The organism is uncultured Cocleimonas sp. (assembly GCF_947495625.1).
Lineage (GTDB): Bacteria > Pseudomonadota > Gammaproteobacteria > Thiotrichales > Thiotrichaceae > Cocleimonas.
Window position 1 is genome coordinate 173,169 of sequence record NZ_CANLZW010000004.1, and the last position, 16,419, is coordinate 189,587.

At 40.7% G+C, this 16,419-nt stretch carries 11 protein-coding genes and 1 pseudogene; 4 read left to right on the forward strand and 8 right to left on the reverse strand.

The genetic code is table 11. The features are described from left to right. Positions 1-42: 42 nt before the first annotated feature. Both Q1A31_RS03875 and rimK read left to right on the forward strand, forming a co-directional pair. A pseudogene (locus Q1A31_RS03875) lies at positions 43-438 on the forward strand (ATP-dependent zinc protease); the annotation flags it as partial. 93 nt (positions 439-531) lie between these two features. Continuing rightward, a complete protein-coding gene (rimK, locus tag Q1A31_RS03880) occupies positions 532-1,419 on the forward strand; it encodes a 30S ribosomal protein S6--L-glutamate ligase (RefSeq protein ID WP_299872662.1) in 888 nt (295 codons plus the stop codon). A gap of 4 nt (positions 1,420-1,423) precedes the next feature. Here rimK and Q1A31_RS03885 read toward each other — a convergent pair whose 3' ends face one another. The 7 genes from Q1A31_RS03885 to ccoN all read right to left on the reverse strand — a co-directional run bounded on the left by Q1A31_RS03885 (position 1,424) and on the right by ccoN (position 10,043). After that, complete coding sequence (locus tag Q1A31_RS03885; protein ID WP_299872633.1) at positions 1,424-3,841, reverse strand: heavy metal translocating P-type ATPase; 2,418 nt, start codon at positions 3,839-3,841, stop codon at positions 1,424-1,426. Positions 3,842-3,986: 145 nt separating this feature from the next. Next, complete coding sequence (locus Q1A31_RS03890; RefSeq protein WP_299872636.1) at positions 3,987-4,916, reverse strand: FixH family protein; 930 nt, start codon at positions 4,914-4,916, stop codon at positions 3,987-3,989. 85 nt (positions 4,917-5,001) lie between these two features. After that, a complete protein-coding gene (gene ccoG, locus Q1A31_RS03895) occupies positions 5,002-6,408 on the reverse strand; it encodes a cytochrome c oxidase accessory protein CcoG (protein ID WP_299872639.1) in 1,407 nt (468 codons plus the stop codon). A 137-nt stretch (positions 6,409-6,545) separates the two neighbouring features. Further along, positions 6,546-7,511: a cbb3-type cytochrome c oxidase N-terminal domain-containing protein gene (locus Q1A31_RS03900; RefSeq protein WP_299872642.1), complete on the reverse strand. Its 966-nt coding sequence runs from the start codon at positions 7,509-7,511 to the stop codon at positions 6,546-6,548. 2 nt (positions 7,512-7,513) lie between these two features. After that, positions 7,514-7,747: a cbb3-type cytochrome c oxidase subunit 3 gene (locus tag Q1A31_RS03905; protein ID WP_299872645.1), complete on the reverse strand. Its 234-nt coding sequence runs from the start codon at positions 7,745-7,747 to the stop codon at positions 7,514-7,516. Positions 7,748-7,790: 43 nt separating this feature from the next. Then, a complete protein-coding gene (gene ccoO / locus Q1A31_RS03910; protein ID WP_366942967.1) occupies positions 7,791-8,543 on the reverse strand; it encodes a cytochrome-c oxidase, cbb3-type subunit II in 753 nt (250 codons plus the stop codon). A 12-nt stretch (positions 8,544-8,555) separates the two neighbouring features. Further along, entirely contained in the window at positions 8,556-10,043 is a 1,488-nt protein-coding gene (ccoN, locus tag Q1A31_RS03915) for a cytochrome-c oxidase, cbb3-type subunit I (RefSeq protein WP_299872648.1), read from the reverse strand. 414 nt (positions 10,044-10,457) lie between these two features. Between ccoN and metH the strand changes: the two genes are divergently transcribed. Next, the gene (gene metH / locus Q1A31_RS03920; RefSeq protein WP_299872651.1) at positions 10,458-14,207 is read left to right on the forward strand and encodes a methionine synthase; all 3,750 of its coding nucleotides are present in this window, start codon (positions 10,458-10,460) and stop codon (positions 14,205-14,207) included. 117 nt (positions 14,208-14,324) lie between these two features. Further along, positions 14,325-15,521 (forward strand): formate-dependent phosphoribosylglycinamide formyltransferase, encoded by a 1,197-nt coding sequence (purT, locus tag Q1A31_RS03925; RefSeq protein WP_299872653.1) that lies wholly within the window; start codon positions 14,325-14,327, stop codon positions 15,519-15,521. 81 nt (positions 15,522-15,602) lie between these two features. Here the strand turns inward: purT and Q1A31_RS03930 are convergent, their stop codons facing one another. After that, entirely contained in the window at positions 15,603-16,286 is a 684-nt protein-coding gene (locus tag Q1A31_RS03930) for a zinc metallopeptidase (protein WP_299872656.1), read from the reverse strand. Between the last annotated feature and the right edge of the window lie 133 nt (positions 16,287-16,419).

A 16,419-nucleotide genomic window follows, 5' to 3' on the forward strand; every position in this document is an offset into this window, starting at 1 on the left:
CCAACTCAATAAACAGACTAATGATAAACAAAGGATCAATAAATGGATGACAAAATAATTGTAGGAAGTGAAGAATGGCTCAGCTTCCCTAATTTGGGTATTCCCGCAATTAAAGCACGTGTAGATTCAGGTGCAAAAACTTCATCATTGCATGCTGATAATATCAGTACGTTTAAACGTAACGGTACCCCTTGGGTAACATTTGAGGTTCACCCGTTACAGAAAAATAGACGTACTGTTGTTCGTTGTGAAGCCGCTGTAGTAGATAGAAGAAACATTAAAAGCTCTAACGGAACCACTGAAAAACGTTATGTAATAAGCACACAATTAAGTGCAGGCGATCATAGCTGGGATGTTGAGTTGACTCTGACCAATCGCGATTCGATGGGTTACCGCATGTTGCTTGGTCGCGAAGCAATGAGACATAGAATGCTGGTTGATCCGGCAGAAAGTTGCAACCTGGGCAGTGTAAGCAAAGAGCAACTTAAAGGACATTATGGCACCAATAAGCAACCTCAAGATGGTTTAAAGATTGGTATTTTAGCGAGTAATCCTAATCTTTATAGTAATCAACGTTTAATGGAAGCTGCAGAGGAACATGGTCATCAAGCCGTATTTCTAAATATGCGCCATTGTTATATGAAAATGGATGCTGAAGAGCCAGAGATTCATTATCGAGGCGGTCGATTACTGAATGATTTGGATGCCGTTATCACCAGAATTCGCCCTAGTATGACTTTCTATGGCTGTGCCTTGGCCCGTCAGTTTGAAAGTATGGGGATCTATACCACTAACACATCTACAGCGATAACTCAGTCCCGAGATAAGTTGTTTTCTTTACAGTTATTGATAAAGAAGGGTTTGAATATACCTACCACTGGTTTCGCCAATTCCCCTATTGATACCAATGACCTTATCGACATGGTGGGTGGTGCGCCATTAATTGTAAAACTTTTAGAAGGCACTCAAGGCAGCGGCGTGGTATTGGCTGAAACCCGTAAAGCAGCAGAAAGTGTAATCAATGCATTTAAAGCCCTTCATGCAAATTTATTGGTACAGGAATTCGTTAAAGAAGCGGATGGTAAAGACTTACGTTGTTTTGTAATCGACAACAAAGTAGTTGCGACGATTCAACGTGAAGCGGCACCAGGAGAGTTTAGAGCTAATCTACATCTTGGTGGTACTGCATCAGTGGTTCGTATCAGTTCAGAAGAGCGAAAATTAGCGTTAGATGCTGCTAAAACCTTAGGTTTAAAAGTTGCAGGTGTTGATATTATTCGTTCGTCTAAAGGCCCGCTACTGTTAGAGGTAAACTCTTCACCAGGCCTGGAAGGTATTGAAACAGCAACAGGTAAAGACATTGCGGGCATGGTAATTTCTTCAATCGAAAAGAAGTTACGCTGGAAAAAACCTGCATAAAAACTTACTTGAGTCTTAACGCGTTTAAAACCACCAATAAAGAACTCATCGACATTCCAATTGCTGCCATCCAGGGTGTAACAAAACCCATGGCAGCAATAGGTACGGCAACCACATTGTATAAAATTGCCCAGCTAAAATTCTGATGGATGATTGTTTGCATGCGCTTTGATAAGGTAATCGAAGCAGGTATCTGATTTAAATCTTCAGCTAATAAGATCATATCAGCGCTTGCCTGGGCTAATTGTGAACCCTTTCCCATGGCAATGGATACATTGGCTGCAGCAAGCACAGGCGCATCATTCACGCCATCGCCTATCATGGCAACTACTTCACCTTTAGATTGCAGTGCTTGTACGGCATTTAGTTTATCAGCAGGAAGTAACTTTGCCTGATAATTAGTAATTCCTAGCGTTTCTGCCACTGATTTTACTGCGGCATCATTATCACCACTGAGCAAACTGACATTGATACCGGCTGATTGTAGAGAAGTAATCGCTGATTTTGATTCTTCTCTGATTTCATCCTGTAAATGAAACGCGGCTATCCATTCCCCTTTTTTTGCCAGGTAAACGGTAGAAACTGGAGAATCTATATTGGTATTGAATGTATTATCTGGCAAATCCATTTCTGCCAATTGGTTCGCATAATTAAAAGAACCTAAGCGGAACTCTTGGTTTTGATAATCACCTGTAACTCCTTTACCTGACTCTGCTGAGAGTTTGTCGAAAACAACGTGACTGTTAGTAATCTCCGAAAGGGCTTTAGCGAGAGGATGTTCAGAAGCAGCCTCCAATCCAGCAGCAAACTGCATGCACTTTGATTTGTCAAAACTACCTAATACATCAATACCGATAAGTTGATGTCTTCCATGAGTCAATGTGCCTGTTTTATCAAAGATAACGTGAGTCACTTTACTTAAGGTTTCTAAGGCGTGACCTCTGGTGGTCAACACACCTTTTTGTGTGAGATTACCTGTGGTGGCCGTTAAAGCTGCTGGAGTAGCTAATGACAAGGCGCAAGGGCATGTGATCACTAACACTGATAAAGCCACCCAGAAAGCTCTTGAAGGGTCTATAAACCACCATGCTATAAATACCAGTAACGCAACTCCGAGAAGTGCTAAAACAAACCATGCGGCACTTTTATCTGCAAACTTGGCTAGATTAGGTTTTTCGGTTTGAGCACGATCCAGCAAACGAATAATGGATGAAAGCATGGTGCTATCGCCCAATTTCATGACTTTCATCGTCAATGGGCTTTCAACGTTTAAGGTGCCACCAATAAGTTCGTCACCGAATTGTTTTTGTAAGGGCATATTCTCGCCGGTAAGTAGTGATTCATTTACACTACTGGTTCCCTCAATAACATTCCCATCGGCTGGAATAGTTTCACCCGGTTTAATGATAACTTTGTCTTCCAGCGCCAACTCATTGGCTGCGATGACAGTTTGAATTTCATTGCCCTGCTCGTCTTTATCGAGGCGCGTCGCAGTTTGTGGCAATAACCGGACTAAAGCATCCGCAACCTGCCCTGCTTTATGTCTGACACCCATTTCAAAGAATCGACCGAGCAACAAAAAGAAGGTAAACATCACCACCGAATCGAAATACACTTCGCCAGTATTGGTTAACGTTGCCCAGATACTCGCCAGATAAGCGCTTCCAATAGCTAATGAAACAGGTACATCCATGCCAAAATGACGACGCTTTAGATCGCGCCAGGCAGAGGTAAAAAACACGCGAGAAGAATAAAACACCACAGGCGTGGTAATGATCAAACTAATCCAGCGCAGGAAATGCAGCATGGAGTCAGACATATCAGAACTTTCACCAATATAGATAGCAATTGCTGGCATCATCACCTGCATCATTCCCATACCAGCTAGCGCAATACGTCTTAAAGCTAATGATTTTTCTTTTTTCTGCAGGGTTTCCATGCGACCGGGGTCAAAAGGATGAGCGTGATAACCGATGTCTACAATTGCTTGCAGAACTTCACTAAGTTTTATCTGGTCATTATTCCACTTTAAACTGGCTCGACTTGTTGAATAATTTATGCGGAATTCAATAACACCGGGTAAAGCTAACACATGCTTTTCGTTTAACCAGACACAGGCTGCACAAACTATGCCTTCCAGGACTAAAGACGCTTCACGAATGGTGCCATCTTCAGAATGGACAAAACTTTTTTGTAATGATTCATTATCGTAAACAAAAAGCTCTTCAGGAATTAAATCTTCAGCTTTTCTGGAATTGGTAGTGCGGTGTTTGTAAAAATCTGTGAGGCCGTTTTCAACGATTGCTTCAGCGACCGCTTTGCAACCGTTGCAACACATTGGTTGCTGTTTGTTATCGATAACAACCGTGTAGGACGAACCATTTGGTACAGGGAGTCCACAGTGAAAACAATCTTGAGACATGAGTGTATGCGTTTAACCGTGAACGAGTGAGTGCTGTAAAACAAAGCTTAAAAAAGTGCCTATAAGTAGGGGGGTGACTTTTCTGGCTCTTGGTGAGCCTAGAAAAGCCACCCCCCTACTTTTAAGCTGTTTTTTCTGGAAACTATTAGCGTAAACGCTTTTGTTCCACATCTGGCTCACCTTCAGCACATTCTGGTGTAACAATCTTACCATCGACGATTGAAGATACTACAGATTCACCTTTAATCTCATGCTCTGCCATATTTTCTCCTTCACCTTTGATCACAAGAATCTTCATTTCCCAACACCCTAATAAAGGCAGTGAAACAGGAACCGAATATTTTCCAGCATGGTTTTCTTTATCCGTCTCTGTAAGCGTATAGAGTTTATCGTAGCTCATATCAGAAGCGCGTCTAAATTCAGAAGTAACCGTTGCATCACTGATTGGATTACCCGAGCGATCTTTGACGATTAGATTAAAATTAGTCTCAGTATCAACAATAGGTGATTGGTCCCAACCGCCTGATACTCGCCAACCTCTTTCACGTTGCTTTTTCATTTTTTCTACATAGACATTAAACTGGTGTTCTTCATCTTGTAGATCATTCGAAACAGCACCCGTGAACTGTGAGCTGATATTGACGCCAACATCTTCACTGGCTGCTTTGGGTAATAATATTTTCGCTAAGCCAGTATCTAATCCACCCGTAGCTGATGAAATGATAAAACTATCAACCGTTGCCAGTAGAATAAAAAACACAATGATGAGTGCTGGAGCCATATGCATCCCACGTTTGATGTCTTCTCCTTCAATCAAGCGACGTTCTTCATGGACACCAGTGATAATACCGAGACCATAAGGAATCATCATGAAGAACGCAAAGTGAATCGCAAAAACATCAATGCCTACCCAATGAGTAACCGATAACGGCACATAGATAAGAAGCATTAAGGCAGCTGTAGCTAGCGCAGACATCTTTCCACCCCAGCGGATGATCTTGTAAAAGACAAAGAACAGGAAAAATGCCAGTAGTGAGCCAAAACCCAGGGTCACTACGAGATTGTAATTACTCATTAATTAATACTCTATGTTGCATGTTTGCTTATTTACTAAATTGCTAGATGAATAGCTATAAACCATACTATAAGTCATAGTTACTTTATGGCGTTATAAACTGAGAATCTATATAAAGAGGCTCTTTAACTTCACCTGTTTTAGGCGTAAGCACAAATTGGAATTCAGTATTATTAGTCAATGATTTAGCAGGGTCACGTCTCACTTTCACCATGACTCTTTGCTTTTCATCAGGCTTTAATAAGACTTCTTTAATCTGCCCCATGTCGACTTCCGCTCCATCAAGACCTTTTAAACTCAAGCTAAAGCTAACATCGTACATTGATTTATTATCTACCTTTAATTCGTATCTATTCAAAATACGACCATCAGATAAGGACACATATAGCGGGCTTCTAATTTGTCTTGCGGTACTTTCAACGATCTTCTTACCACTCATGCTCCACATCAGGAAAGCAATCGCACCGATCATAGCCAAACCATAACCATAAGTTCTTAACTTGAAGAAGTGAGTTTTACCGTGTTCCAAACCATTTTCTGATTCATAACGAATCAATCCACGGTCCCAGCCACGAGCATCCATAATAGAATCACAGGCATCTACACATAGACCACATTGAATACAGGCATATTGCATACCATCACGAATATCGATGCCAACAGGGCAGACCTGAACACATAAACCACAATCTACACAATCTCCAACACCAGCTGCTTTTCTGGCTTCTTGAGTTTTCAGTGCTTTTACAGGCTTTGCGCGGCCAGCTGTGCCCTCACCTCTCTCAGGATCATAAGCTGGAACCAATGTATCTTTATCGATCATGACGCTCTGGAAACGAGAGTAAGGACATACATGCTGACAAACTTTTTCGCGCATTAAACCCGCAGCGAGATATGTCGTTGTCATCAAACCAAAAGTAGCGAAATATGAAACTGATGGCGCTTGACCAGTAAAAAACTTAACGATTAAATCTGGCGCATAACCCCAATAAAGAATAAATGATAAACCCGTCCAAAAGGCAAGAAACAGCCATAAAAAATGCGTTGAGCCTTTTTTGAGAATCTTTTCGCCATTCCAGGGTTGTTTATCTAGACGAATACGCTTTACACGATCACCTTGAATCATCTTCTCTATTGAACGAAAAGCATCCGTCCATAAAGTCTGGAAACAGAAATAACCACAGAAAGCACGACCGACTAACGCCGTAGAAAAGAATAATAAAACGGCAGCCAGAAATAATAGTGCCGCTAACCAGAATATATCCTGGGCATGAACAACCAGTCCAAAAATATAAAACTTTCTTGCCGTCATATCAAAAAGAACGGCCTGCGGATCACCTACTGGTCTACTCCACGGTATCCACGGTAAAATAAAATAAACCAGATATGCCAAATACAGTGTTACAGATTTGAATAGTCTGAAACGCCCTTTAATGGAACGTGGGTGTATAGTTACAGATTCTGCAACTACTGGAATTGGAAAGTCACTCATTATCAATACCTGACATAATATTTAATAGCTTTTAAGTCTACTTAAACCATTAATAAGAACATTAATTAAAATCAAATACGGCCGGAAAAACCGGCCGTAAATAACATATATATTCTAAAATAATTAACTAAGTGATTTTATTCAGCACTTAGTAATTTAATGTAAGCAACAAGTACCTTGACCTCATCATTACTTAAACGAGATTCAAAAGCTGGCATTTCACGTTGGATACCATTTTCAACAACATATTCAACAGCAGTAACTTTAGCCGCCATATCTTTTGCTCCAGGTACATTCGCTTGCGTCCAGATTTTGTCAGTAAGATTTGCAGAACCAAGTGCTTTCATACCAACACCTGTAGGCATATGACAACCAGAACAACCTTTAGTATTAAAAACACCTTTACCTTTCTCAGCTAAAGCAGTGTCAACAGGCTCACCTGAAAGGCTTAGTGCATAATTAGATACTTCAGTAATCTCTGTAGCTGTTAAAGAAGCTTTATGAGCAGGCATATTTCCTTTTCTGCCCTTTCGTATAGTTGTTTCGATATCAGCACTTTCACTACCCCATAACCACGCATCATCGATAATATTTGGATAATGACCAATTACGCCTTGTCCACCAGCTTGATGACAGGCAGCACAGTAATCACCAAAGATACCTTTACCATAAGCCAATACAAAAGCACTTTGCTGAGGATCTTTTGCTACAGTTTCGAAAGGAGTTGCAGCAACTTTCTTAACCATTGTCTGACGCTTTAGCTCGTTAGGATCAGTCTGCATTTGTACTGCAAGTAATGCACGTGTATTCCAATGAGTGGTGACTTCGGGACCAGCAGCTATTGTTTTTTTGCCATCTTCTATTTTGTCAGACTTAAACGTTAATGTGCTTGTTCCTGGAATAAAACCATCTTTTGCAAGACCTGTTGGCCAGCTAGGATAGATAACCCAGTATACGATTGTAAAAATGATTGTTCCGTAGAACGCCCATAGCCACCAACGTGGTAAGGGATTATTAAACTCTTGAAGATTATCATCCCAGACATGGCCAGTTGTTTCTGCCCCAGTGATTGGATCTTTTGTTACTTCATGTTTATCAGACATAATTATTTTTCACCTGTACTTTTTGTACTTCCAGTTGCTTTTCCTTGCTGATCATCATTACCAAAATTGTCATCATCAAGAAAAGGGATATTCCGATATTCTTCGAAGCGCGCACTGCGCTTTTTACTACCATATACGTAAATTATAATAGCGAGGAAAGTAACTACGAATATCACAAGAGTCACACTCTTATTATTTCCCATTACCATGAACCATTCGAAAATATCATTCATCATACGATTATTACCTTGTTACTATGTTACGAAGGTTTGCAAAGTCCTAGCGGAACTTCACAAACTCCGCTTCATCATGTTTGCTGAAATCGATCATCGTGCCTAGTATCTGCAAATAAGCAACCAAGGCATCCATTTCAGTTAAATTATCAGGATCACCATCGAAATTTCCTAATTTTGATTGCGCTTCAATATTTACCTCAGCAGCGTTGATGTCTAATTTCTTTGCAACATCTTCACCAAACTTTTCAACGTTTGCATCAAACTCAATTTTAGATAATGAATAAGGAACACCAACTGCCTTGAGCGCCTTCATTTTTCCCTGAACATTAGTGATATCTAACTTATCCATTAACCAAGGATAATTAGGCATGATTGACTCTGGAACAACTGAACGAGGTGCCATCAAATGCTTCGTATGCCAAGCACTTGAATACTTACCACCAACACGAGCCAGATCAGGTCCTGTTCTCTTTGATCCCCACTGGAATGGGTGATCATACTGAGATTCAGCCGCTAAAGAATAATGTCCATAACGTAATGCTTCATCACGGAAAGGCCTGATCATTTGTGAATGACAGGTGTAACAACCTTCACGTGTATATACATCACGACCAAGTTGCTCTAAAGGAGTGTAAGGACGAACTGCGTCTTTACCATCTTCGTTTTTCACATCTTCAACAGTACCTTCGATATAGAACAAAGGTACGATCTCTACTAATCCACCGATACTAATGGCTGCTAGTGTTAAAACTATTAACAGTGCTGCATTAGTTTCAATACTTTCGTGTTTCATCATGGCTGTATCTCCTTAAGCCTTAGCAGCTGATGTTGCTTCATCAGTGACAGTGTTACGTTTTGCGATTGTCATCCATATGTTGTAAGTCATGAAGAACATACCTGTGACTATGAACATACCTGCTATCGCTCTAGCTACCAATGGACCGTGCATGAATACAACTGTTTCGATAAAGCTGTATGCAAGGTTTCCGTATTCATCAAATGCTCTTAACATCAAACCTTGACCGATACCAGATACCCAAAGAGCAGTGATATATAGAAGAATACCGATAGTAGTTAAGAAGAAGTGAATGTATACGAGCTTCAAACTGTATATAGTCGTGTTCCAAATCTTAGGAATCATGTGGTAGAAAGAACCGAAGGTAACCATTGCAACCCAACCTAAGGCACCCGAGTGAACGTGTCCAACTGTCCAGTCAGTATAATGAGATAGTGCATTTACACTCTTAAGTGACATCATCGGACCTTCGAACGTAGACATACCGTAGAAAGACAATGAAGTAATCAAGAACATCATAACTGGGTCAGAACGTAATTTATCCCACGCTCCAGATAGCGTCATGATACCGTTGATCATACCACCCCATGAAGGCATCAATAGCATGATTGAGAATGTTGCTGCTAGTGTTGAAGTCCAGTCAGGAATCGCTGTCCAATGTAAATGGTGAGTACCAACCCACATGTACATGAAGCTCAACGCCCAGAAGTGAATGATAGATAAACGATATGAATAAACCGGACGTCCAGCCTGCTTAGGAACAAAGTAGTACATCATCCCAAGGAAAGCTGCTGTTAAGAAGAAACCAACTGCGTTATGACCATACCACCATTGTGTCATCGCATCCTGTGCACCAGAGAATAAGCTGTATGACTTTACGCCAAAGAAGCTTACTGGTACCGCCAGATTATTAAAGATGTGAAGTAGCGCAACTGCAAGTATAAAGCTCATGAAAAACCAGTTCGCAACATAGATATGTGGCTGGTTACGCTTGAGTAATGTCATTGTGTAGATTACAAAGTAAACCACCCAAACAACTGTGATCATTAGATCGACATACCACTCCGGCTCAGCGTATTCACGACCTTGCGTGATACCGAAGAGGTAACCAATACCGGCAATAGTAATGGCTATATTCCAGCCCCAGAAGGTGAAGTCAGCTAACTTGCCACCCCATAAAGGTGTTTGACAGGTACGTTGAACAATATAATAAGAAGTAGCGAATAAAGCATTACCACCAAAACCAAATATTACACCACTTGTGTGTAATGGACGTAAACGTCCAAATGTGATTTGTGCAATATCGAAGTTTAGAAATGGCCAGGCCAATTCTGAAGCGATATAGGTACCAGCAGACATTCCTGCTATTCCCCAAAATATTGCCATCAATGCGAATTTCTTCACAATGTCATAGTTATATTGTTCTAGATAAGTCTTCTCAACGCTTGAAGCAATCGAACTGCTTATCCCTGCGCCATCTACCGCTGCACTTTGCGACATCGTTCACCCTCAATGTAAATTTAAATATTCTATAAATTAATACTAATAATTAAGTATATTAGTATCTGCTAATAAGTTGCCGCGAGAATACAACATAATCTTCAAAAATGAAAATAATAAACCAAGATTCTTCAGCCTAAAAAGTATTATATAGATTTGTTTTACAACTAAATTGACATAGGTCAAATGCAACGAGTCTATAAAATTTAGCTATATACATTTCTATAATACATATTGCTTTTTTAAAACGAAAAACCCATTGGAAATACTCGCGCGGCTAATTGTCATTTTAATAGGATAGCTCTTCTTATTACCAAAAGACGACCTTGTCTTATCTAATAACGCCATAATGTTACTTGCAATTGAAACTAAATAACGTATAAAACGATTTCCAATAATGACCATACACGTCTAATGAATAAAATATCACAAATACAAGAAATACTACAAAAGCGAATCATGATACTTGATGGCGCAATGGGCACAATGATCCAACGCCGAAAACTTGAAGAAGCCGACTATCGTGGCGAACGGTTCGCAGATTATCACATGGATATCAAAGGAAACAATGATCTATTGGCCATAACGCAGCCTCAAATCATTGGTGAGATTCATGAAGAATATCTTGAAGCTGGTGCTGACATCATTGAAACAAATACTTTCAATGCGACTCGAGTCAGCATGGCTGATTATGAAATGGAAAACCTGGCTTACGAACTCAATGTTGCTGGCGCAAAAGTTGCTCGTGAAGCAGCAGATAAATTTTCAACTGCGGATAAACCAAGATATGTTGCGGGTGTATTGGGCCCTACCAGTAAAACTTGTAGCATGTCTCCAGATGTTAATGACCCGGGTTTCAGAGCAATCACTTTTGATAATTTGGTAGAAGACTATATGTCATCAACCAGAGGTCTTATAGAAGGTGGTTCAGATATCATTCTGATCGAAACTATTTTCGATACTTTGAATGCCAAAGCCGCTATTTTTGCCGTTGAAACGGTATTTGAAGAAGATAATATAAAACTACCCGTAATGATTTCGGGAACCATTACTGACGCCTCTGGCAGAACCTTATCGGGTCAAACCACAGAAGCATTTTATAACTCACTAAAACACGCAAAACCCATTTCTATCGGTCTTAACTGTGCATTAGGTCCTGATGCATTACGACAGTATGTACAAGAACTTTCACGCATAAGTGAAACCAATGTGTCAGCTCATCCAAATGCCGGCTTACCTAATGAGTTTGGAGAATATGATTTAGAGCCAGATCAAATGTCAGTACATATTGCTGAATGGGCTGAAAGTGGCTATTTAAATATTGTTGGTGGTTGTTGTGGTTCAAGCCCAGAACATATCAAAGCAATCGCAGATGCTGTTGAAAACAAGAAGCCTCGCATTATTCCGGATATTCCAGTTGAATGTCGTCTGTCTGGACTTGAGCCCTTCAATATAGGTAAAGACAGTCTTTTTGTAAATGTTGGCGAACGAACCAATGTTACTGGCTCTGCCAGGTTTAAACGTCTTATCAAAGATGGTGATTACGATACGGCACTTGAAGTTGCCAAAGAACAAGTAGAAAACGGAGCACAGATTATTGATATCAACATGGATGAAGGCATGTTGGAATCTAAAGAAGCGATGGTACGTTTCTTGAATTTAATTGCTGCTGAACCTGATATTGCACGTGTACCTATTATGGTGGATTCATCTAAATGGGAGATCATCGAAGAAGGCCTTAAATGCATTCAAGGCAAAGCCATTGTAAATTCGATATCGCTTAAAGAAGGTGAAGAAAATTTCCTTCATCAAGCCAAATTAATTAAACGTTATGGCGCGGCTGCTGTTGTAATGGCCTTTGATGAAGACGGTCAAGCTGATACCTACGAGCGTAAAGTTGAAATTTGTACTCGTGCATATAAATTCCTCACAGAGCAAGCTGACTTCCCGCCTGAAGATATCATCTTTGATCCAAATATCTTTGCTATTGCAACAGGTATTGAAGAGCACAACAACTACGGCCTGGATTTCATCATAGCTACCAAGGCAATAAAAGATACGCTTCCCCATGCAATGATTTCGGGCGGTGTTTCTAATGTGTCATTCTCATTCAGAGGCAATAATCCGGTACGTGAAGCGATACATTCAGTATTTCTTTATCATGCCATCAAAAACGGCATGGACATGGGTATCGTTAATGCTGGCCAATTAGAAGTCTACGATAATCTACCTAAAGAACTCAAAGAAGTTGTTGAAGATGTTGTTCTCAATAAATACCCGGAAGCAACTGAGAAACTTATCGATATAGCACCGAATTATGTTGGTGATGGTACACAAAAAGAAAACAAACAAGATTTAGAATGGCGTACCTGGCCAGTCGGCAAACGATTAGAGCATGCCTTAGTTAAAGGTATTGATGCCTTTGTAGATGCAGACACAGAAGAAGCTTTAGCAGAACTCAAACGCCCTATACATGTGATTGAAGGTCCTTTAATGGACGGTATGAATGTGGTCGGGGATTTATTCGGCTCTGGTAAAATGTTTTTGCCTCAAGTGGTTAAGTCTGCGCGAGTAATGAAAAAATCGGTTGCTTGGCTAGAACCCTTCTTACTGGCTGAAAAAGAAGGCAGCGGTGTAAGGAGTAACGGTAAAATCCTTATGGCAACCGTGAAAGGTGATGTTCACGATATTGGCAAAAATATTGTCGGCATCGTATTGCAGTGTAATAGCTATGAAGTCCTTGATTTAGGTGTCATGGTTCCTGCAGAGAAAATCCTACAAACTGCGCGCGATGAAAATTGTGACATTATCGGTTTATCCGGTCTGATCACGCCTTCTCTGGACGAGATGGTTAACGTTGCGAAAGAAATGGAACGTCAGCAAATCAATTTACCACTGATGATTGGTGGCGCAACCACATCTAAGATACATACTGCGGTTAAAGTCGATCCTCAATTTAATGGTTCTGTGGTTTATGTTCCGGACGCTTCAAGAGCTGTTGGAGTTGCTGGCAAACTTTTATCTAAAGAGAATAAAGAATCATTCCATAAAGAGATGAAGGATGAGTACGATGCAATGCGCATCAAACGTGCGGCGAACCAGCGAGATAAAAAATCTGCGACTTTGGTTCAAGCTCGTGCTAACAAAGTGGCATTAGACTGGTCATCGTATACGCCACCAAAACCTGCAATATTTGAAGGCAAGTTAAACAGCCCTCTAATTGCTGGTGACTATAGCGTCGAAACGCTAGACAACGGTGGCGTGATTTTACAATTTGATGAATATCCACTGGATAATCTGACGGAAATATTTGACTGGACCCCATTCTTCAGATCTTGGGAATTAGCAGGAAGATATCCTGCTATTCTGACTGACGAAGTTGTTGGTGTTGAGGCAACACGTTTACTAGATGATGCTAAAGAGATGCTAAATACCATCATCAAAGAAAAATGGCTTACAGGTAAAGCTGTGCTTGGATTCTTCCCTGCGAATAGTGATGGCGTTGATGATATCAATTTATATACCGACGAAGAACGCAAAACTTCACATACCACCCTGCATCACATCCGCCAGCAGATGGATAGAAACAATCAGCAACCTAATTTCTGTCTTACAGATTTCATTGCTCCAGCTGATTCAGGCAAACAGGACTGGATTGGTTCTTTTGCTGTCACTACTGGTTTTGGTATCGAAGAACACATCGAACGCTTCCGTAAGGATCACGATGATTACAACGCTATTTTATTAGAGGCACTTGCGGATAGATTTGCAGAAGCCTTAGCAGAAAAAATGCATGAACTGACGCGTAAAGTATTCTGGGGTTATGCAGCAGATGAAAACCTCGCTAATGAAGATGTTATTCGTGAGAAATATCAAGGCATTCGACCTGCTCCTGGTTATCCAGCATGTCCTGAACACACAGAGAAAGGAACCCTTTGGGAATTACTAAACCCTGAAGAACGCATTGGCTTAAAAATCACAGAATCATTTGCAATGTGGCCTGCAGCGGCTGTATCTGGTTTCTATTTTTCTCACCCGAATTCGCGTTACTTTGGCACGGGTAAGGTTCAGCGTGATCAGGTTGAGGATTATGCGCAACGTAAAGGCTGGAGCATGGCTGAAGCAGAAAAATGGTTAAGCCCTGTATTAGGTTATGATCCTTAACAGGTGATGGTTTAACTAGTTTTATAGTCACCCCCCTACTTTAGAGCAGTTTTTTATTATCAATTAATTCTTTATCATCTTTTAGATATACTTTAGACATACAAAGGATAATCAACAATGACTACATCGATAGGCACACCGTTATCAAACACAGCGAAACGCGTTCTTTTTTGCGGGGGTGGGGAGCTCGGCAAAGAAGTTGTGATTGAGTTACAACGCTATGGTGTCGAAGTGATTGTTGTTGATCGTTATCCAAATTCACCGGCGATGCAGGTGGCGCATAGAAGCCATACCGTATCCATGACAGATGGTGCAGCGCTGAGAAAAATCATTGAGTTGGAAAAACCTGATTATATTGTCCCTGAAATTGAAGCGATTGCTACCGACACCCTGGTTGAATTAGAAAATGAAGGCTTCCATGTCATTCCGACAGCTAATGCCGCCAAGCTAACCATGAATCGTGAAGGCATTCGTCGCCTCGCTGCCGAAGAGCTCGGCATTAAAACATCACCTTATAGGTTTGCTGAGACTAAAGAAGAGTTTGATAACGCCGTCAAAGAAATTGGAATGCCTTGCGTGATAAAACCGATCATGAGTTCATCAGGCAAAGGTCAGAGTACCATTAAAACTGAAGCGGATATTGAAAAGTCCTGGGAATATGCGCAGCAAGGTGGGCGAACAGGCGCTGGCAAAGTTATTGTCGAAGGTTTTGTAGATTTTGATTATGAAATCACACAGCTAACTGTTCGTCATTTAGAAAACGAAAACACAGTGACCAGTTTTTGTGAACCCATTGGCCATATTCAAGTCAATGGTGATTATCGCCAATCGTGGCAACCACAGAAAATGTCTGAAACAGCCCTAGAAAAATCAAAAGAGATTGCTCAGAAAGTTACCACTGCACTGGGTGGTCGCGGTATTTTTGGCGTTGAGTTATTTATTAAAGGTGACGACGTTATTTTTAGTGAAGTCTCGCCTCGCCCTCATGACACCGGCATGGTTACCATGATTTCTCAAGACCTGTCACAGTTTGCTCTACATGCTCGAGCTATTTTGGGATTACCTATTCCCAATATTCACTTTCACGGGCCTTCTGCGAGTAGCGTGATTCTGGTTGAAGGTAAATCTCAACAAGTTTCATTTGGCCAGATTGAGAAAGCACTTGAATACAGCAATACTCAAATCCGTTTATTCGGCAAACCCGAAGTAGATGGTGAGCGTAGAATGGGTGTGGTTTTAGCCAGAGGAGAATCTATTGAAGATGCAAAATCTAAAGCAATAAGAGGCTCTGAAGCGGTAACTATAGAATTATAGTTTTTGCGTATAGACTTACAACTCATTCGTTAAATCTTAATCGAATAGATTTTTATAATTGACTTGATCGGCTTTTAAATCTTAACGCCTGAGCAATGCTATCCATCGCCAAATACTTAAGATACTGGTCAGAGAAGCCGCAATGTAGGTAAATGCAGCGGCTTTTAATATTGAATTAACTGCCGCATGATCTTGCTCACGAATATAGCCTTCTTTAAGTATTGGCATCGCCTTACCAAAGCTGGCATCCCATTCGACGGGCAATGTTACTAAGTGCACCACTGAAGAACCGGCAATACTCAGTAATCCCGTTGCAAAAAATACAAATCCCGCTAATGGACTTCTGGTTGCGATTACCACAATCGGCATCACCATCATGATTATCGAGCCAAATCGTTGTAACTTTATAGATGACTTTACCAAGGTTGAACGCAAGGCTAATTTGGTTTCATTACGATGGTCCTGAATAGCATGACCCACCTCATGAGCGGCGACAGCAACGGCAGTTAAAGATTTATTGTTATAGTTACTGGGTGAAAGCCTGACCATTTTACTTTCTGGGTCATAATGATCATTGCCTTCTTCTGTAACTTCGACACCCACGTGAGACATCTCAAAGCGTTTTAAAAGGTGCTCTGCCAATTCACCACCGGTTCCATCAATATGATCCTTTTCTTCTGAATATCGCTTGAATGTATGCTTCGCCCACCATTGAGGAACGAAGATAATAAATACAATAAACGCGACTATAATAAGAATATGCATCAGCTAATTGTACATGCATGCGATGAATTACTTAAATGATTTAAGAAATGACACCCGGTGAATTCAACAACTAAATGCAATTCTTTGAAACAATCTAAGGAAAGGGTAAGTTGCCGTAAACTAATCCAATTTC